At 64.6% G+C, this 18832-nt stretch carries 17 protein-coding genes; 14 read left to right on the top strand and 3 right to left on the bottom strand.

The window, feature by feature from the left end:
* Positions 1 to 118: 118 nt before the first annotated feature.
* The 6 genes from QZ408_RS11295 (at position 119) to QZ408_RS11270 (ending at position 7095) form a co-directional block, all read left to right on the top strand.
* Positions 119 to 1411 (top strand): condensation protein, encoded by a 1293-nt coding sequence (locus QZ408_RS11295; RefSeq protein ID WP_292491630.1) that lies wholly within the window; start codon positions 119 to 121, stop codon positions 1409 to 1411.
* A gap of 324 nt (positions 1412 to 1735) precedes the next feature.
* Positions 1736 to 2032 carry a hypothetical protein gene (locus QZ408_RS11290; RefSeq protein WP_292491628.1) on the top strand — a complete coding sequence of 99 codons (297 nt, stop codon included), beginning with the start codon at positions 1736 to 1738 and terminating at the stop codon, positions 2030 to 2032.
* 437 nt (positions 2033 to 2469) lie between these two features.
* Positions 2470 to 3609 (top strand): FIST N-terminal domain-containing protein, encoded by a 1140-nt coding sequence (locus tag QZ408_RS11285; protein ID WP_292491626.1) that lies wholly within the window; start codon positions 2470 to 2472, stop codon positions 3607 to 3609.
* Complete coding sequence (locus QZ408_RS11280) at positions 3606 to 5249, top strand: PAS domain-containing sensor histidine kinase (RefSeq protein ID WP_292491625.1); 1644 nt, start codon at positions 3606 to 3608, stop codon at positions 5247 to 5249. Before QZ408_RS11285 ends, QZ408_RS11280 begins: the two co-directional genes overlap by 4 nt.
* Before the next feature lie 201 nt (positions 5250 to 5450).
* Entirely contained in the window at positions 5451 to 6329 is an 879-nt protein-coding gene (locus QZ408_RS11275) for a metallophosphoesterase (RefSeq protein WP_292491623.1), read from the top strand.
* 52 nt (positions 6330 to 6381) lie between these two features.
* A complete protein-coding gene (locus QZ408_RS11270) occupies positions 6382 to 7095 on the top strand; it encodes a DNA alkylation repair protein (protein ID WP_292491622.1) in 714 nt (237 codons plus the stop codon).
* A 15-nt stretch (positions 7096 to 7110) separates the two neighbouring features.
* Here QZ408_RS11270 and QZ408_RS11265 read toward each other — a convergent pair whose 3' ends face one another.
* On the bottom strand, positions 7111 to 7539 hold the full coding sequence (locus QZ408_RS11265) for a pyridoxamine 5'-phosphate oxidase family protein (protein ID WP_292491621.1): 429 nt from the start codon (positions 7537 to 7539) through the stop codon (positions 7111 to 7113).
* A gap of 122 nt (positions 7540 to 7661) precedes the next feature.
* On the opposite strand from QZ408_RS11265, the gene QZ408_RS11260 reads away from it, so the two are divergent.
* Both QZ408_RS11260 and QZ408_RS11255 read left to right on the top strand, forming a co-directional pair.
* Positions 7662 to 7820 carry a hypothetical protein gene (locus tag QZ408_RS11260; protein ID WP_292491620.1) on the top strand — a complete coding sequence of 53 codons (159 nt, stop codon included), beginning with the start codon at positions 7662 to 7664 and terminating at the stop codon, positions 7818 to 7820.
* 109 nt (positions 7821 to 7929) lie between these two features.
* Positions 7930 to 9087 (top strand): TIGR04083 family peptide-modifying radical SAM enzyme, encoded by a 1158-nt coding sequence (locus QZ408_RS11255; RefSeq protein ID WP_292491618.1) that lies wholly within the window; start codon positions 7930 to 7932, stop codon positions 9085 to 9087.
* A gap of 45 nt (positions 9088 to 9132) precedes the next feature.
* On the opposite strand, the gene QZ408_RS11250 is transcribed toward QZ408_RS11255, so the two are convergent.
* Positions 9133 to 11523, bottom strand: a complete 2391-nt coding sequence (locus QZ408_RS11250; protein ID WP_292491617.1) for a PAS domain S-box protein — start codon at positions 11521 to 11523, stop codon at positions 9133 to 9135.
* A 293-nt stretch (positions 11524 to 11816) separates the two neighbouring features.
* On the opposite strand from QZ408_RS11250, the gene QZ408_RS11245 reads away from it, so the two are divergent.
* The 4 genes from QZ408_RS11245 (at position 11817) to QZ408_RS11230 (ending at position 15974) form a co-directional block, all read left to right on the top strand.
* Positions 11817 to 12182, top strand: coding sequence for an SHOCT domain-containing protein (locus QZ408_RS11245; protein WP_292491616.1), 366 nt, complete (start codon positions 11817 to 11819; stop codon positions 12180 to 12182).
* Positions 12133 to 14211: a copper-translocating P-type ATPase gene (locus QZ408_RS11240; protein WP_292491615.1), complete on the top strand. Its 2079-nt coding sequence runs from the start codon at positions 12133 to 12135 to the stop codon at positions 14209 to 14211. The genes QZ408_RS11245 and QZ408_RS11240 overlap by 50 nt, the downstream gene beginning before the upstream one ends.
* Before the next feature lie 442 nt (positions 14212 to 14653).
* Positions 14654 to 15490, top strand: coding sequence for a hypothetical protein (locus tag QZ408_RS11235; protein ID WP_292491614.1), 837 nt, complete (start codon positions 14654 to 14656; stop codon positions 15488 to 15490).
* 121 nt (positions 15491 to 15611) lie between these two features.
* Entirely contained in the window at positions 15612 to 15974 is a 363-nt protein-coding gene (locus QZ408_RS11230) for a type II toxin-antitoxin system PemK/MazF family toxin (RefSeq protein WP_292491613.1), read from the top strand.
* A 4-nt stretch (positions 15975 to 15978) separates the two neighbouring features.
* On the opposite strand, the gene QZ408_RS11225 is transcribed toward QZ408_RS11230, so the two are convergent.
* Positions 15979 to 17700, bottom strand: a complete 1722-nt coding sequence (locus QZ408_RS11225; RefSeq protein WP_292491612.1) for a PAS domain S-box protein — start codon at positions 17698 to 17700, stop codon at positions 15979 to 15981.
* A 211-nt stretch (positions 17701 to 17911) separates the two neighbouring features.
* On the opposite strand from QZ408_RS11225, the gene QZ408_RS11220 reads away from it, so the two are divergent.
* Both QZ408_RS11220 and QZ408_RS11215 read left to right on the top strand, forming a co-directional pair.
* The gene (locus QZ408_RS11220; protein ID WP_292491611.1) at positions 17912 to 18187 is read left to right on the top strand and encodes an acylphosphatase; all 276 of its coding nucleotides are present in this window, start codon (positions 17912 to 17914) and stop codon (positions 18185 to 18187) included.
* A gap of 56 nt (positions 18188 to 18243) precedes the next feature.
* Positions 18244 to 18831: a nitroreductase gene (locus QZ408_RS11215; RefSeq protein ID WP_292491610.1), complete on the top strand. Its 588-nt coding sequence runs from the start codon at positions 18244 to 18246 to the stop codon at positions 18829 to 18831.
* The last annotated feature ends 1 nt before the right edge of the window (position 18832 follow it).

Here is an 18832-nt window from a genome sequence, read left to right as displayed (position 1 = left end):
CGGTTCCGCCCGGCACGCGGTAGTATCTTCTAACCGGTTCCTGCCCAAAAACATTTGCAAACCCGGTGGGTGCCCGAGACGAAAGCAGTTATCCCGGAACAAAGAGATTCTTAAGAGCATGTCTCCCTCGCCGGCCCGCCATCCCGCACCCGCCTTTGACGTCTTTAACGTCTATTTCGAGCGCATATACGATCCCACGATGCACGTCCTCTTCGCATTCAACGGCGAGATCGACGGCGATATCATGAGGGAGGCGGCGAAGAGGCTGATCGCATCCAACCCCTACATCCGGTCCAGGTTTGCAGAGGTTGACGGCCAGCCTTTCTGGGAGGAGATCCCGGAGGAGCAGTGGGAGGGGGCGTTCGTCCTCGTCCCGGCCGGGGAGAACCTGCCTCCGCCGCCGCTCGACGTCCGCGCCGGGCCGCAGGTGCGGGTCGGCCTCTACCGGAGGGCGGAGGGCGATATCGTCGCCGTCACCTGCCACCACGGTTTCTGCGACGCTGCCGGCGCCATGCTCCTCGCCCGCGAGGTCTTTGCCGCCTACCGGGGGGTGATGGCGGACCCGGACTACCGGCCTTTCCCCCGCGAGCCCCACGACCGGGGCACGGACCAGATCCTTGCGCTCTACTCTGAAGAGGAGCAGAAGCGGGCGCTTGCCGAGGAGGAACCCTTCGTCGACCGGTGGCGCTTCCCCGCCGAGCGGACCGGGAGGGGGACGCCCCGGATCGCCTCACGGACGCTCGCCCCCGAACGGCTCGGGCGCATAAAGGCCTTCGGCGGGGAGCACGGCGCCACGGTGAACGACGTCCTCATCGCTGCCTTCTTCCTCGCCCTGCTGAGGGTCAGGGACGATCCTTCCGATAGGGGTGCGCCCCGGTCGATCCTGACCTCGGCCGATCTCCGGAGGAGATACCCCGGGTGCCACGGGGAGGGGCTGCCCGTGAACCTCTCCGTCGCCTACGAGGCCACCCTCTCCGTGGACGAGGGAGCGGGACTGGAGGAGATCATCGGCCAGGTGACGGAGGTAACCGCCCGCCGCAAGGCGGGGACCCCCGGTCTATCGGCCATCCTCTTCTACGGAGGGATCATGGCGGGCGGGATGCCGGCGGTGCGGGCGTTCTTTGAGGAGATGAACGAGCGGTACCTCTCGTCCGGCCTGAAGAACCCGGTCTTCTCGAACCTCGGCATCTTCGACCCCGGCGACTACCTCCCCGTTCCCGGGAATGACGGGACGATGCTCGACCTTCTCGATCTCCAATACCTCCCCTGCGTCTGCTGGCCCTACGGGTTCCTGATGACGGCCTCGACCTTCCGCGGCAGCCTGACGATCGCGACGGCTTACGAGGAAGGCCCCTACTCGACGGCGACCGTGGAGCGGTTCCTCGAGTGCGTGGATGGGTATCTCCCGTGACCCCTCCCCCGGGGAAGAGTCACACCCTTTTTCCCCTGTTGCGCTCACCATTGAGTCATCAGGAAGGGAGCTTCGATGGACGCACGCACATTCAGTGCAACACCTGTCGGCACCGTGCATGCCGACAAAGGATCGTTTCCAATCGAGATCGCCGAACCGTTCCGACCCGCTCTCCTGGGGACTTCTGGGCTTCAGCCATAAACTCATCCTCTGGTGGTGCGACCGGGTCGATACGAAGGGGCGCCGGAGTGAGACCACCTGCACGAAACCCTATACAAAAGGCCCGGAGACGATCGGGATCTTTGCCACCCGGTCGCGCTCCCGGTGCTCCCGGCGCTCCCGGTGCTCGGCGTCGATACCGCCGCGGGCATCGTCGGGGTCGCGTATATCGATGCCGACGACAGCACGCCGGTGCTCGACATCAAGCCCTACTTCCCGTCAACCGAGCGGATCTGCGAGGTGAGGGTGCCGGCATGGTCCTCCCGCCGGCCGCAGTGGTATGAGGAGAACACGGGGTTCGACCGGGCGGCGGAGTTCACCTCTGATGAGCGACCGGGCGCATACCGCCTTCCGGCCGGTGTCGTTCCCCGACGTGCACCGTCTGGACCGGGGAGCCGGTGATATTCACCAGCGGCTGAGTCGTCGGTACCGATCCCGTGCATCCTGCGGCGATGATGGAAAATGCAGAGAGCAATGGATACTGTTGTCCTCATCATCGCATTTCCCTTTCCAGAGATTCAAAAGCCGGGGGAGTGAACAGCAGTGAACCGGGAAGAAAACGGGGTGGATCTGCAGGAAATACCCTGGGACACCCTATTTTCCTTACTGGGTAACGGGTAGAAGCACTACAACAAAGGCGTCTTCATATTTACCCCGGGGACTGATCTATGACCGACACCTGCCCCTCTGCCTGAAGGCGGCCGTCGAGGTGAACCGTCACAGGTACCGCGGCGAAGAGGGGACTTACCTCGATATCGAGGGACTCTTCCAGGTGCATGGACGGTGCAATCGGATATCAGAAGGTCTTTGAAGACGCAGGTACCACATAGCTGAACCACATGCCCCAATCGATCTGTTTTGCGGCGTACTCTCCCGAGGAGATCGTGGAACGAGTCAACGGTAGCAGCGAGTTTCATCCGACGATCGGGATCATCTTCTCTTCGGTAGCACTCGGCATCCCCGAGATCGTCGCCGCCGTCTCGCCGCTGGATATCCCGATCGTTGGCTGTTCGACCGCAGGTGAGATCCTCATGACCCCGGATGAGTCCTCGGACCTCGAACAGTCGGCCGCCTGCTGGTTCGCGGACCTCGACCCCTCGCAGTCTGCCGTTGCACTTTTTGAGAGGAACGGGGACTCAGCTCTCGAACTCGGGAACCGGATAGGGTCCTGGGGCATGAACACCTTCAAAGATCCCGCGTTCATCGTTGGGATATCTGGCCTGAAGAACGACGCGGAGACGGTTGTCAGGGGTATCAAGGCGATCTGCCCGAAGAATACCCCGATCGTTGGCGGTCTCGCTGGTGACGACGGCAATTTTACGGAGACCTACGTCTTCTCCGACCGGGGTTACTCCACGGACGGGGCTGTCGCCGTCGTATTCGACCGTTCAAAGGTGCGGGTCGACGGTACGACATGCAGCGGATGGGTCGGCGTAGGCATGGATATGGTGGTCACCTCGTCTGAGGGGAACGTCGTCTACACCATCAACGATCGCCCCGCCACCGATATCTACAAGGATTACCTCAACCTGAACGGCGAGGCGCTTCAGAAACTCGGGGTGACGTTCCCTCTCCTCGCCAGAAGACCCGACGGTACCGAAGTGATCCGCACGTTCCTCTCGGTCGATACCGGCAGGGGGTCGCTCACCTTTGCAGGCTCCCTCCCGCAGGGGGCGAAAGTGCGGTTCTCGAGCTCCTTTGGGTACGAGATCATCGAGAAATCGATCCGGGAGATGGAGGACTTTCACGCGGAGCATCCGCGGGCCGACCTTGTCCTGCTCTTTTCCTGCTATGCAAGGCGCATCGCCGCAGGATCAATGCTGGCAGATGAGACACAGGCAGCATCCGCCCTCTGGAACGTCCCGGTGATTGGCCTTTTCACCTATGGTGAGATCGGGAACAACAGGATGGGTGAATGCGATTTCTACAACGAGACCCTCTGTATTGCCCTGATCGACTTCAATGACGACCTGACATGAACCACCTGAAATTTCTTCAGGAGGCGCTCCAGCCTCTCCTCGACGGACTTTCTCCGGAAGAGCGCAAGAGCGTCATCACGGCGCTCAACAGGGCCGAGAGCCGCATGGCCCGCCTCGCGGCAAATTACGACCTTGCGATACGGGACCGTGCCGCCGTCCACGCGCTCCTCAAAAAGACCTCGGAGGACCTCATCCAGAGGTACCAGACGCTCTTTGAGTACACGGGCACCGCCATGGCCGTCATCGAGGATGACGGTACGATATCCCTTGTCAACTCGTTCTTTGAGAAAATTTCCGGGTACGCACGCGAAGAGATCGAGAACAGGATGAAATTTGTCGATCTCGTCCAGGAGAACTACCGGGAGATGCTGCCTGCGCATCACCAGGAGGGAGGCCGGAACGACTCGACCGTACCCCACGAGTACGAAGCAAAGGTCGTCACCAGGGACGGGAACGTGCTTGATGTCATCGTCAGCATCGTGGTCTCCCCGGGAACGAGACAGAGTATTGCCTCAATCATGGATATCACCGAACGTAAGCGGATGGAGGAGTCGTTGCGGAAGAAGAACACCGAACTCAGGTCCTTCATCAACAATATCCCGGACATGGCCTGGCTGACAGATGCTGACTCCCGGTATATTGCAGTAAACAAGGCGTTCGCTGATGCACTGGGAGTGGAACCGGAGTGCCTGACGAGTAATCCCATCGGTACCGTAGTCAGCGCAGAGGCGGCAAAGGCGTTCAAAGAGGGCGACCGGAAGGTGATGGCAGGCAGGGCGCAGGTGATCGTCGAAGAGAACTTCGTTGACGTGAGAGACAATCGGTTTATCCTTGAGACGGTACGGTCGCCCATCCTGGACGATTCGGGAACGGTCATCGGAACGGTGGGCGTAGCTCGCGACATCACGCATCGCAAGAAAGCAGAGGAAGCAGTCAGGCTGGCAAACAAAAAGCTGAATCTTTTATCGAGCATCACCCGGCACGACGTCCTCAACCAGCTCACCGTGGTCCTCGGTTACATCCAGCTTGCCAGAGAATCGACGTCCGACCGGCTCCTCCTCGATTACCTCGGAAAGATGGAGGCGGCAGGGGAGATGGCACGCCACCAGATCACCTTCACCAGGGAGTACCAGGAGATCGGCGTCCATCTGCCCCGGTGGCAGGACGTCGAGACGACGATCCTGCGGGCGACGGGACCCCTTGCCCCGGAACCGGTACACCTCTCGGTGGATATTGGCGAGATCGAGATTTTTGCCGATCCGCTCCTTGAGAGGGTCTTTTACAACCTCGTGGAGAACGCGCTCCGGCACGGGGGGAACCTCACGAGAATTGGATTTTCTACGCTCCAGGAGGATGATTGCCTGCTGATCGTCTGCAAAGACGACGGGGAGGGTGTTCCCGGGACCGAGAAGGAGAGCATCTTCGAGCGGAGGTACTACAAAAACACCGGCTTTGGACTGTTCCTCGCCCGTGAGATCCTCGCCATCACCGGTCTCTCCATCAGGGAGACCGGAGTGCCGGGAGAAGGCGCCCGATTCGAGCTCCTGGTGCCGAAAGGCCTGTACCGGCCCGGCGGCAGGGGGAACCGTAGCGCGTTCGCAGTGCCGACAGGGACCGACCGCACGCCGTCGGGAACCTGATCGTGCAGTACCCGGAGCAATACCGGATCGCACGACGGGCAACCGGCAGGAGAAGGCGCCGAGGGCGTGTGAGCGGCGCAATTTGTGAGAACGTCTACCGGGGCGGAATCCCTTCCTCTCAAGAACCGTTCCGGGTCGGCAAAAGACACCGTCCGACCACGACCGCGAGACCTACCACCCCCGGAGCCCAACCCCGGGCCCATGCCTCCGACGAGGATACTCGCATTCAGCGATCTTTCGTGGGGGACGAGGGATCGGGGCTCGCCCGGCGGCGGACGGGTCAACCCCGACTCGTTCCTCCGCCTGGTCGAGGAGACGGACCCGGATATCGTCGTCTTCGCCGGGGATGCCGCCTACGACCGGTGCGCGCGCTCAAGGCTCGATGAGACGGAGCTCTTCCTCGGCCTCCTTGGAGATATTGCAGCGGCGGGGAGACACTGCGTCGTCGTCGAGGGGAACAACGACAATGCGATGGGCACCTACGGCCGCGTCCGGGAGGCGGCGGAAGCGAACCCCTTCCTCCACGAAATATCGGGGAAGGTGCGGGACGTCTGCGGCATATGCTTCGGCGTCCCCACCGGGAAGGAGAGGAGGATGGCCGGATCGCCCGTGGGCCCGGTCGATGTCGTGGTGGCCCACGCACCTCTCGCCAACCGGGTCTGGCTCTTTGACCTCCCGGCGGCGTGCATCGTCACCGGTCACTACGGCATGATGGCGGATGTAGTCGCCGGGAAGGCCTACGTCTCCCTCGACTGCTCCCCGGCATCCTACGCGGTGATCGACTGGGAAGAGGGGTGGCGGCGGATCGCGTATGTTGCCGGAGCGTGCCGGATTGTCATGTGCCCGGAGGAGGGGGTCGCCGCGACCGGGTGCGGTGCAGCGGAACTCCGGCGCCTGACGGATGGGCCGAGGGAACTCCCGTACCGGGCCGAGATCGAGGCGCTACGGAGGGCGAAGCGCGAGATCGCGACTGCCGGGCGGGAAGAGGTCTTCCGGTGCCTGCTTGATGCGGGGATCAGGAAGACGCATATCGAGCGGTACCTCGGGAGAGAGCGGTCATCGGACCGCCAAAGACGGTAGCGGAGCCCCGCCTGCCGGATCGTTTATCTCCCGGCCCTCCGTACACCTGCATATGGACCCGGTCATCGAAACGATCCGGCAGGAGTTCACGGCGCACGCGGACCCCGCAATCCGCGAGAACGCGCAACGGTTCTTCAAGGAGGAGGTCCGGTGCTACGGGATGAAGACCGCGACCGCAACAGCAATCGCAAAGAAGTACTGGAAGGAGGTCAAACCCCGCGAGAAAAAGGATATCTTCGCCCTCTGCGAGGACCTCTATGGATCGGGGATGATGGAGGAGGCGTTCGTGGTATCCGCGTGGGCTCCGCTGCTCGCGGACCGCTACGAGCCCGACGATATTGCCGTCTTCCGGCACTGGATCGATACCTACATCACCAACTGGGCCGCCTGCGACAGCCTCTGCAACCATGCCGTCGGCGATCTCATCGTGCGATACCCCGGCGAGATCGAGGAACTGAAACGCTGGACGCAGTCGGAGAACCGCTGGCTGCGGCGGGCGGCGGCGGTCTCGCTGGTCGTGCCCGCAAAGCGCGGGATCTTCCTCGCCGACGCTCTCGCGATCGCCGATCTCCTCCTCACCGATAAGGACGACATGGTGCGAAAAGGCTACGGGTGGCTCCTCAAGGAGGCGAGCAGGAAGCACACGGACGAGGTCTTCTCCTACATCATGGCAAACAAGAAGGCCATGCCCCGGACGGCGCTCCGGTACGCCGTCGAGCTGATGCCCAAAGACCTGAAGGCGGAGGCGATGAAAAAGGACCGGTAAGAGTCCTGAGATTTTTCAGAACCGGACCCGGGGCGCCTCACTCTCCCGCATGTTCTGCTCCATCGTCCAGAAGTACGCCTCGCCGTGGGCCACGCGGAATACGGCGAGTTTCGGGTCGCTCGGGCCGGAGACCCCGATCTGGAGGAGCCACGGGCGCTCCCCAACAAGCCGGTTCTTCAGGGAAGCGTCATCGAGGAACTCGACCTCTCCTGCGACCCGCATCATCGTCCCCGTACCCGCGGGCGAGTAGAAGCAGAGCTCGACCTTCGGGTTCTTCTTGAGCTGCCGCCAGACGGCCTTCGGGGTCCCGGTATGGTAATAGAACCCGGTCGCATCGGCAAACCACATGGCAAACGCCCGGACCCGGGGCTGGTCGCCGTCGGTGGTCGCAATGTAGGTCACCGGGTTTTCGTTTGCAAACTTCACGCACTCGGAAAAGTCCATTCTTCTTCCTCATCCATGCATACGGAGGACGAGGCGAAAATGGTTCCGGGAGATACCGGGCAGCATCCGGTTCCTCCCCGGGTTCTTCCCCTGCAGCGGACCATGAGGGTGGCGCATCCCGGGTGCGGCGACGATCGAACCCGCAGGTGCAGGAGAGGCCGCCGCTCCCCCGGCCCCTCCCGCTCGTCGCGCCCCCGGCCCGCCGCGTCGTCCCGGGCGCCTCCGGCAGCGCGATCGGTTCATGGGTGATTGGATCGTGCATGCAGGGCAGACCGGCCTGATACCTCTGCAGCAGGACCTCATTTATCCGGACGGCTACACCTGCCCGGGTCGCGGATATCGAAAGGTATATCAACACGTTTTAAACTCATCGAAGAGAACCTCGGTGTAATGAAGAGCCCTTTTCACGTCATGATCATACCCACGCTCGGTTGTCCCTCGAGATGCCGTTACTGCTGGAGCTCGGACGAAGACTCCCCGAGGATGAGTATAGAGACGGTCCGGGAGATAGCGGAATGGCTCAAAGACTACCGGTCCGACCAGGTCACCATCACCTTCCACGGGGGAGAACCGCTCCTTGCCGGCGCGGACTTTTACCGGCAGGCCCTCCCCATCCTCTCCGAGGGCCTCGCCAGTCTCGCACCGACGTTCGCCCTGCAGAGCAACCTCTGGAGGCTCACCCCGGAGCTGGCTCAGATACTTGCCCAATATGATATCCCCGTCGGTTCCAGCATCGACGGCCCCGAGGCAATCAACGACCTGCAGAGGGGAGAGGGCTACTTTAAAAAGACCATGCGGGGCTACGAGATTGCACGGGCAAACGGGCTTGAGGTCAGGTTCATCTGCACGTTCACCTCCCGGTCGGTCGAGCATAAAGAAGAGATCTTCAACTTCTTCCTGCAGAACAGGTTCCCCCTCAAACTGCACCCGGCGTTGCCGTCTCTCCGGAACGAGAACCCGAAAGAGTGGGCGCTCGAACCCGAAGCATACGGGGAACTGCTGGTGTATCTCCTCGATAAGTACCTGGAGAACCTGAACAGGATCGAGGTTATGAACATCAACGACCTCTGCAGGTGCGTATTTACCCGGCACGGCACCGTCTGCACGTTCGTTGACTGCATGGGAACCACCCTGGCCGTCGGGCCGGACGGGAGCATATACCCGTGCTACCGCTTTGTCGGGATGCCGGGGTACGTGATGGGTAACGTCTACGACCGCCCCACACCCGAAGACCTCGCCCGGTCGGACGCCGGGAGGCTCATGCAGGAGTTCAAGGAGTACGTCGACCGCGAATGCGGAGGATGCCCCCATATCAGGTACTGCCGGGGTGGGTGCCCCTACAACGCGATAGCGCCGACAGGCGGCGAGATCCGCGGTGTCGATCCTCACTGTGTCGCTTACCGGCGAATATTCGACGAGATCACCGACCGGATGAATAAAGAGTTGTACGACCCCACCGATATCGAGATGGACGACTTCTGCTCAAGGACACGGAGAAAGGCAAAACCCGGGATTATGTCGATCCTGCAGGCGATGGCGGAGAGATAAACGCCCGGACCCGGGGAGATCCTCGGGGAAAGGCTCCCCGGGGCCTCACGCCCCCCTGCCCCCGCCGGCCTTCCGGAGGGTGAACCGGAACGCGGCACCCTCCTCCGGGTGTCCCGCCACCCGGTCCTCGATCCAGATCCTGCCACCGTAACGGGCGGCGAGCATCCGGCAGATCGAGAGGCCGAGGCCCTGGCTCCCCCTTCTACCGTTCTCCCGCTCGAACCGGTATAAGATCGCCCCCTTCATCTCGTCCGGGATACCGGGGCCGGTGTCGGCGACGGTGACGACGACGGTCCCCTCATCCAGGCTCTCGACCGCCACGGCGACCCTGACCCCCGGCCCGCCGTGCTTTGCGGTGTTGCCGATGAGGTTCGTGAAGATCTGGGGGAGAAGGTCGTCGGCGAAGACCTCCACGGGCAACCCGTCGTAGCGGACGCAGAGGTCGGGGAAGTGCTCGATCTCGTTTCTGATGACGGCATCAAGGTCGACGGGCGCAAGGCCGGCCCGGCTCTCGTGGATCTTTCTGATGGTGGCGACGTTTGCCGTGATCTCGATGCTCTTCCGGATCCCGTCCTTCAGTTTCCTGGCATGCTTGGCCGCCTCCCCGTCGAGTTCGTCGATGAGGAGATCGGCGTAGATGTTCGCGACGTTGTCGGCGTTCCGGATATCGTGGGTGAGGATATCCAGGTAGAGGTTCGCCTCCCGGTTCGCCGCCTCAAGCCTCTGGTGGAGCATCCCCCGCAGGATGCCCGCCCCGATCTCCCGGCCGATCGCCTCGAGGAGTGCGCGCTCTCCGGGAGGAAAGGACTGCCGGTCCCTGCTCCCGATGAGGAGCACCCCGGCGACGTCGGATTCGACGATGACCGGGATGCAGGCAAGTGCGGCAAACCCGATGTCGCGGAGGAGACGGGATGCGGGGCTGTCCGGGTCACTGCCCCGTTCGAGGTAATGGGGAACCCCGGCGGCAAGGGCCTTGGCGCATGGCGCCTTGAGGAAACCCCCGGCCCGTTCCAGGCACCCCCCCGGCATCTCCCGCTCGTAGCGGAGCGCGATCCCGCCCCGCCCGGGTTCGGCGAGGTAGACGCCGCCGCCGTCGTAGCCGAGGAGGTCGAGCGCCTGGTTGAGCACCGTCTCCAGGAGTTCGTCGGGGGTTTTAGCCAGGGCGGATGTGCCGATGATCCTGTTGAGCAGCAGGAGGTGCCGGTTGCTTGCCTGCAGCCGCTCCTCCGCCTGCTTCCGGTGGGTGATGTCCCGCATGACGACCTGGACGGCGGGTCTCCCCGCAAAGAGCGCCCGGGTGCCCCGCCCCTCGACGAGGACCGTCGTCCCGTCAAGCCTGACGACCGGCAGTTCGATGAGCGGCGTCTCTTCCCCCTGCAGGTCCCGGGCGGTAAAGGACCTGATGAGATCCCGGGATTCGGGGTGGATGAAATCAAAGACAGTCTTCCCGACGACCTCCCCGGGGCTTGACGCGCCAAGAAGCCTCACGCCGGCGGGGTTGATGTAGGTGATGATACCGTCCCGGTGGATCAGGGTCGTCTCGGCCGAGAGCTCGACGAGCGATCGGTATTTCTCCTCGCTCTCCTCAAACTGCAGCTCCATCTGCTTCCGTTGGGTGATGTTCAGGACCCCGGCAAGGAACCCGCGGCAGGCGCCAGAGGCATCGATGACCGGGGTGGTCGCCACCAGCGCACGGATGCGGGCACCGTCTTTGCGGACCAGGTCGATCTCAAAGACCTCGTGCGAGGACCTGTCCGGGTTCTGCAGGTAGTCCCGCATGTACCCGGCATCTTCCTCGTCGAGGAAGAGCGAGCCCGGCGCCCCGGTGGCCTCGGCGGCCGGGCAGCCGAGGATCTCGGCCAGTCTCCTGTTGGCGAAGACCACGACGCCCTCCCTGTCGACCAGCGCGATCCCCTCGTTCAGGTTCTCGACAAGGAACCGGTACCAGTCATCGTTCTGCCGCAGGATCTCGCCAATCCACTTCCGCCCGGCGGTGCCGGAGACAGAATTCCCCCGGAGACCGGGCGGGCCGGGTGAGAGGCGGACAACCCGCATACCCCGGAACGGCCCGCTCTCGACGGCCCTGCACGAGCAGCAGACCCGGTCGTCCTCGCCGCCGGACGTCGAGACCGTGCACAGGGCATCGAGAGGCCGCGGACGGCCGGAGAAGAACTCAAGGAGCTTCGCCCTGCACGACTCTTCGGCGATCCGCGGCGCCAGGGTCCGGCGGACGAACTGGTCCGCATCGACCCCGCCGGACGCATCCCGGTCGATACCAAGGACGTGCCGGAGGTGTCTGTTGACGCAGGCTACCCGGTTGTCGGGACCGACGACGAGCAGCCCCTCATCGAGTTCATCCAGGATGGCGGAGAGCGCGCTGATGCTACCGTAGAGAGGCGTAGGTTCGTGCATTGGCCGGGACCATCTTCTTTTCACTTCAGGTTATTTTTATCTCCAGTACAGATAAAACATTCCCGCGCGATTCAAACAGATTTGAGCCTGATTCAGGGGAATTTGATATGTTCTGAAACTCCTGTGGGCGGATTTGTCCGACTACGAGAAGTATGCTACTGCTCCCGTGCTTATAAACCTATTTATTTCATCCGGCGGGCGCCCACGATCCAACGGGGGTACGCGCGCCCGGATGCCCCGGGCAGGGTATGGTGAGGGAGGTCCCCCGCACCCGGGACGGCCGGTATATTTACGTTCCCGGGAGAGCACTCCACCCCATGGATGGATTCATGCACCCCTACCGGGACGGTCACCACATTTTTGAAGGATGGCCCGTGTTCCCGTTCTTCGGTTGGGGCATGATGCTCCTCTGGCTGCTTGTCTTCCTCGTCGCCGGCATCCTGGTCTACCGGGATGCAAACCGCCGGGGAATGAACGGCCTGCTCTGGTTCGTACTCGTCATCCTCCCCATGGTTGGGCTCGCCTTCCTCATCCTCTATCTGATTATCCGGGAGCCCGGGGGCGTGCAGCCGGTCGGGGCCGGCGATACGGCGATGGATCTTCTCCGGCAACGCTACGCGCGCGGCGAGATCGATGACGAGGAGTTCCGGAAGCGCAAGGAAGAACTGGAGCGGGGGGACTGATACGAACCACAGGGCGCCCGGGGGGCACCACGAGACGCACCCTGCGGAGGCGGGCAAGGAGCAACCGCCGGAGACCCACCGGCACGGTGCGGAGCACCGCCATGCCCTCGAGGACTTCCGGCTGCGGTTCGTCGTATCGGTCATCCTGACGGTCCCGATCCTCCTCCTCTCGGTGCCGATCCGCACAATCCCCGGGATCCCCGTCACCTTCCCGGACTCGGACTACCTTCTGCTCGCTTTCGCGACCGCCGTCTACCTCTACGGCGGCTGGCCGTTCCTCGCCGGGATCGTGCGCGAACTCCGGGCGCGGATGCCCGGGATGATGACGCTCATCGCCGTCGCGATCACCGTCGCCTACGCCTACAGTTCGGCGGTCGTCCTCGGTGTCGTCGGCGGGGAGGGGTTCTTCTGGGAGCTTGCCACCCTGATCGACATCATGCTCCTCGGGCACTGGGTGGAGATGCGCTCGGTCCTCGGGGCGTCGAGGGCGCTTGAGGAGCTTGTCAGGGTCATGCCGTCGGAGGCGCACCTGGTCCGGGACGGAGGGACGGACGACGTGCCCGTGGACCGGCTCACCCCGGGTGACCGGGTCCTCGTCCGCCCGGGGGAGAAGGTGCCGGTAGACGGCGTGGTCATCGAAGGAGCGACGAGCGTCAACGAGGCGATGCTCACCGGGGAGTCGAGGCCGGTCGAGAAGCGATCCGGGGATGCGGTCATCGGCGGGGCGATCAACGGTGAGGGCTCGATCGTCGTCGAGGTCAAAAAGACGGGCGCGGAGACCTACCTCGCCCAGGTGATCGACCTCGTCCGGAAGGCACAGGAGAGCCGGACGCGGACCCAGGATCTCGCCGACCGGGCGGCGCTCCTCCTGGTGGTGATCGCCCTCTCGGTCGGCGCGGTGACGTTTGCGGCGTGGTTCGCCCTCGGGGCGGGCGCCGGGTTTGCGGTGGAGCGGGCCGCGACCGTGATGGTCATCGCCTGCCCCCACGCACTCGGCCTCGCCGTCCCGCTCGTGGTCGCGGTCTCGACGGCCCTTGCCGCCCATTCAGGGCTCCTCATCCGTGACCGGAGCGCATTCGAGCGGGCGAAAGACCTCCAGGCGGTCGTCTTCGACAAGACCGGAACCCTCACGACGGGGAGGTTCGGGGTCACGGATATCCTCACCTTCGGCGGCGCCACGGAAGACGACGTCGTCAGGGCGGCGGCGTCGGTGGAGGCGCACTCCGAACACCCGATCGCCCGCGCCGTCGTCCGGAGCGCGGAGGAACGGGGTCTCTCCCTCCTCCCGCTCGACACCTTCCGGGCGATACCGGGGAAGGGTGTGGAAGGGGAGATCGCCGGCCGGCCGGTCGGGGTGGTCGGCCCCGGCTACCTCGCGGAGCGGGGGATGACGACCGGGGACGGGCGGGTCGAACCGCTCCAGCGGCAGGGCAAGACCGTCGTCTTCCTCCTCGAAGACGGTCGGCTTACGGGAGGGCTCGCGCTTGCGGATATCATCCGGCCGGAGTCCGGGGAGGCTGTCCGGCGGCTCAAGGAGATGGGCATCCGGTGCATGATGCTCACCGGCGACAGCCATGACGTCGCCGCGTGGGTGGCGGGGGAACTCGATCTCGATGAGTTCTTCGCCGGGGTCCTGCCCCACGAGAAGGCCGCGAAAGTTCGGGAGGTGCAGCGCCGCTACCGGGTGGCGATGGTGGGCGACGGGATCAACGACGCCCCGGCGCTCGTGCAGGCGGACGTCGGGGTCGCCATCGGGGCGGGGACCGATGTGGCCGTGGAGAGCGCCGATATCGTCCTCGTCCGAAACGACCCCCGGGATGCGACGGCGGTCATCGACCTCTCGAAGAAGACTTATCGGAAGATGTTCGAGAACCTCCTCTGGGCGACCGGCTACAACGCCGTCGCCATCCCGCTCGCCGCCGGCGTGCTCTTCGGTGCCGGCATCCTTCTCACCCCGGCGGCCGGGGCGGTGCTGATGAGCGCAAGCACCGTGATCGTCGCGGTGAACGCTCGAATGCTCCGGGTATAGGCGGCGTTCCCGTAGCGATGAGAGGTATGAAGGTGCCGATCATCGTTATCGTGCCCCCGTTCATCACTATGGCAGCGATGCTCAGGACCCGGTAGCGCCGATCGGGTTTCATACGACGGATACACGCCCGGCGCCGGGCGGGGAGGAGACAGGCCCGGAGACAACGGATCCGGTCTGCCGTCCGGCCTGGACCGGTGCATGACCGGTGTATCCCGGGGCACGGCTTTCTACCGGCTATCGCGAGCACTGCCCCCGCCCCGCGGGGGCGGGGGAGGAGGCCGGAGGCCGGGCGGGGGTGGGGACCGAAGAGCCGTCCGGGGATTCTTCTACAGGGACGGGGATGCGGGAGCGGCTCTGCACTCACGGGGCGATCGGTTGAACCGGGAAGCTCAATGCAATCAAATAGGGAGCCCTATCCAGTAGTTACCGGAGACGAGTTCCCATGAGACGCGATACAACAATCCGGATCTTCTCGCTCCTCCTCGTCATCGCCGTGGCGGTTCCTGCCGTGCAGGCCGCCCTTGTCGTCGATGCGGGGGGCGACCGCACAGTGCTCGCCGGTGAGCCGGTGACCATCCTTGCAACCTACAACGACACCGATCCCGCCGGGGCGCTGAACATCTCAGCCTCCATCGACTGGAGCACGGCGACGACGGAGGCGGAGGTCGTCCGCGACGACGACCACAACGGTACGGTCCGGGGCACCTGCGCCTACCCTGCCGCCGGCACCTACGCCGTCACGGTACAGGTCATGAACAACGCCACGGGCACCCTCGCGTGCGACACCCTGAACGTGACCGCAACCCCGCAGCCGGTGGAGGTGAAGGCCGCCCCAAAGACCCTGAACCAGAAGAGCAACGGTATCATGACCATCTTCGTCAGCCTTGCGGGCTGGCTCGGGTTCGGTGATGCCGACCGCAGGGACGTGGCTGCAGCGGATCTCACGGAGTTTACGATCGGAGACGCGATGCCGGAGAAGGTCAACGTCTGCGCAAAGGACGGCGGCACGCTCATCCTGAAGTACCGGCGGGCGGACCTCGACCTTGCCGCGGGCGACGGCAACCTGACCGTGGCCGGGAGCGTCGCGACGGAGAACGGTAACGTCTCGGTTGCCGGCAGCAGTGCCGTATCCGTGATCAACCCGGGCAACGGGAAGAAGAACGGGAACGGCGACGGGTCTGCCGATGCCGCGAAGGTGAAGGAGAAAGACCGGAAGAATGACCGGAAGAATGACCGTGAGAAGCAGCAGGCCGGGAAAGTGAAAGGCCCGGCGCCGTAAGACACACCGGGGGAGCGGGAGACTCCTCCGCTGTTTTGAAGCGTCCTCCCGGCGGTTTCCGTACCGGGCCGCCGGCACGGATCAATTCTCTTATCGGTTCTGGGAGCCAACCTCTATGCCCATGGGGCGGTACGTCGGCGGAGACGTTCTCCTGGCCCCCGTGCGTATCGGGGGCCTGGGCGAAGAGAAGGTTCGGCCGGTGGTGGTCATCGCGGCAGGAGAGGATGGGGGCCTGATCGTCTGCCCGGTTTCGAGCAGCCCGTCCTCCGACGGACCTTCGGTCCCGCTCTCGCTCAACGACTTCGCCCGGGGCGGGCTCGACCTCTTCGCCGAGAGCTACGTTCTTGCCGCACACCCGTCCGCCATCCGGGCGGCCGACGTCGTCGGGAAGAAAGGCACGCTCCTGCCGGAGGCGCTCGCCGCAATCCGGGGGGCCATACCGGCGGTGCGCCACCCCCGCGACGAGAAGCGGCGGCGGGGATGAGGCTTCAGAGTTCGTAGCGCTTCAGGAACTCCCGGATCTTCCGCGACTCCACCCACTCGCGGTCGAGCTCGCTGATCCGCGTGTTGATCCTTTTGACCTGCTCACTGAGTATCTCTGCGGTCTCCGCATCATCGAGCAGGTCCGCGACCCCCATGATCACCTGGAGCGGGTGGCGGACGTGGTCGGCAAGGACGGCGAACTGCGCTATGTTTCGCGCGTTCAGGTCGAGGGCCTGCTCCCGGAGCCGCTCGTAGAGGACCCGCTCGGATATATCCCGCCCTACGGCCTGGAACCCCACGGTCACCCCTTTCTCGATGATCGGCGACCCATTCACCTCCAGCACGGCGGTCTCCCCGTTCTTCCGCCTGACCTCGATCTGGAGGCCCTCGACCGATCTACCCTGGAGCACCCGCCGGCGCCCCTCCTCCCATACCGGGAGGCTTACCGGGAGGATGTAGTCCTCCCAGTCGGTCCCTTTCATCATCTCGGGCGGGTACCCGAGTATACGCTCCATCGCCGGCGAGATGTAGTTCAGTCCCCCGTCCAGGTAGGACGTGGCGATGAGGTCGAAGCTCCGCTGGGCGATCCCCCGGAACTTTGCTTCGCTCTCCCGGAGCGCCGCTTCTGCCTGGAACCGTTCGATGATCCGGCCGAGCCGCTCCGCGACGGCGTCAAGCAGCATCCGCTCCTCCGAGAGGAACGGCCCCTCAGCCGCCTCCGGTTTCTTGCTGAGGTACCGGACCTCGACCTCGCCGAGCCTCGCGCCGCAGACGACGATCGGGCTCTCCTGTCTCCAGGGTGTCTCTCCCGGCCCGCCCCGGCGGTACTCCCGGTCGTCGACCCGGATCCGCACCGCGGCGTCGTCCGGGTACTGCCAGCCGGAGGGGAGGGTATCGGCAACCGCCTGCAGGAGCCCGTCAAGCGTTATCCCCGGCACCTCGACGAGGCGCGTGATGGTATACAGGCACCGGAGCTCGTTCATCCGTTCCCGGAGCGCCGTCTCCGCCCGGTCCCTCTCGGTCACGTCAAAGGCCGTCCCGGTGACCCCGGTGATCCTGCCCTCCGCATCCCGGAGGGGTTTGAGCGTCAGGTCCCGGACACGCAGGTCGCCGCCGATGTTGAGCGTCACCGCCGCCCGCACCGTCTCTCCCATCTCGAGGGTCCGGCGTTTGTGCGCGGTAAGATGCGCCCCGTTTGCAGGAAAGGCCTCCTCGTCCCGCATCCCGATGATGGACTCGTCCGTGGACCCGAGCTGCTGGTTATAGGACCAGGTGTAGCGGAGATCCGCATCCTGCGCAAAGACGACCACCGGCGACTGGCCGAGGGCGGCCCTGAAGTGGTGCGCGTCCAGGTCTCCGGTGGCATCCCGGACCCTGATGAGCCGCTGCCCGGCAAGGACCGGTGCGCCCGAGACCGAGAACCAGCGCCGGGTGCCGTCTGGCGACCGGATGCGGCAGCGGAGCTCGGGCAGATCCGCGCCGTCTTCGAGCGCCTGCCGGATCAGCCGTGCAGAGGCCGTATCCTCGATAGCCGGCAGAAGATGCCCGTCAAGGAGAGAGAGCACGTCCATCCCGGGGATCTCTTCCGGTCGGAGAGCAAGAATCCGCGCGAGAGCCGGATTGCACCAGAGGACCCTCCGGTCGCCGTTTACCATGAGAAGACCGTCTTCGAGAGCGCCGGGCACCGGCAGGCTGCAGGATGCCCGGTCCTGGTATGAATCCGTCATTCACCTCCGGCGCTGGAGTATAACTGCTGTAGGGGTTTGAGTCGCGGAGGGGTAAAAAGGATTACGATCTGATTTTCGGACGGTACCACCCGTATGCCCGGCTTCGGGGCGAGTTTCGCGACCGTTTCTGCCGTCCCGGGGGGACAGGGGCCCCGGGACATCCCCGGCGGGCCCGGCAGGGATAAGTCTTCCCGCCGCCGAACCCTGGTACATGAGAGTACGGACGCGCGTACTGGTCACCGGGCGGGTACAGGGTGTCGGGTTCCGGTGGGCTGTGGAGGATGAGGCCCAGGATGCGGGCGTCACCGGGTGGGTCAGGAACCTCCCCGACGGCCGCCTGGAGGCGATCTTTGAGGGCGAGGAGGAGTCCGTGCGGCGGATGGTTGGGTTCTGCCGCCGGGGTCCGGCCGCGGCCCGGGTCGACGACGTGGAGATCATGAAGGAGGAGTCCACCGGGAAGTTCGACGGTTTCTTCATCCTCTCCTGAGAGGGGCGTGCGGGCCCTCAAGGCATATATACGATCGGCGAGCCGAAGAGAGGTGTATGGTGACGGATACAGAAGCAACCGGGATCTTCTCCGTGATCCGGGAACGCCGGAGCGTCAGGAACTACACCGGCCGGGAGGTCCCGGATGGGGCCCTCCGGGCGATCATCGCCGCGGGCGTCCAGGCCCCGAACGCTCTCGGGCTTCAGCCCTGGCGGTTTGTGGTCGTGAAGGACAGGGGCCTGATGCGGCGGGCGTCCGACTACTGCAAACCGATCCTTGTCGAGAAGATCGGGGAGGAGTCCCGGCCCGGGATGGAAGGGTTCCTCGCGGCGCTCAGGGACCCCGGATACAGCATCTTCTACAACGCCCCGGTCCTGGTCCTGGTCCTCGGCGCCCGGGAGGTCGTATCGAGCGTCCTCGACTGCACGCTCTGCGCGGAGAACATGATGCTTGCCGCCTGGGCGCTCGGTATCGGCAGTTGCTGGGTCGGTTCCGCGGCCCTCGTCCAGCAGAACCCCGATCTTCTCGCGGCGCTGAAGGTCCCGGACGACCACCAGATCGTGGCGCCCCTGATCTTCGGCTACCCCGCTCCCCTGCCGCCGAAACCGGGGCGGCGCGAGCCCCGGATCACGTGGGTCCCGTAAC

It is taken from the genome of Methanoculleus sp. 10, from assembly GCF_913757945.1.
Lineage (GTDB): Archaea > Halobacteriota > Methanomicrobia > Methanomicrobiales > Methanoculleaceae > Methanoculleus.
Note: the sequence above shows the minus strand (reverse complement) of the source record. Positions and strands in the feature narration are given on the sequence as shown.